The organism is Hungatella sp. SL.1.14, assembly GCF_024460495.1.
GTDB classification, from domain to species: domain Bacteria; phylum Bacillota; class Clostridia; order Lachnospirales; family Lachnospiraceae; genus Hungatella; species Hungatella hathewayi.
The window spans coordinates 1-308 of sequence record NZ_JANFYJ010000255.1 but is presented as its reverse complement, the minus strand read 5'-3'; the positions used below and the strand labels follow the sequence as shown (position 1 = coordinate 308).

The 308-nt window shown below is 53.6% G+C and carries 1 protein-coding gene; it reads right to left on the bottom strand.

Translation table 11 applies throughout. The annotated features are described in order from the left end of the window. Positions 1–308 (bottom strand): VanW family protein (locus NE473_RS30890; RefSeq protein ID WP_256265624.1); only part of this gene is annotated, 308 nt, incomplete at both ends.

Sequence of the window (308 nt, the reverse complement as noted above, 5' to 3'; positions counted from 1 at the left end):
GCCTCATATACTGGCGCCGGAGGCTCGACGTCCCTCACCTTCTCAGAACGCATAGTCACCTTCACGCCATCCTCCAGAATTGGAAGTCCGACAATGGAGATCTTCAGGGTATTATCCTTTAAAGACGCGCGGACCGCCACTGTGGTCTGTGCCGAATTTACAAACTTAAGATCCGGTCCGGCATAGCCGTCAAAGCTGACCATGGCATCCTCTCCCGGCTGTATGTAACTCGGAGTAAAGCTGTGGGTATGACGTTCCGTCGCTGTGAGCCCCGAACTTACGATGGCGTTGTAAAGTGTGGTAGACAC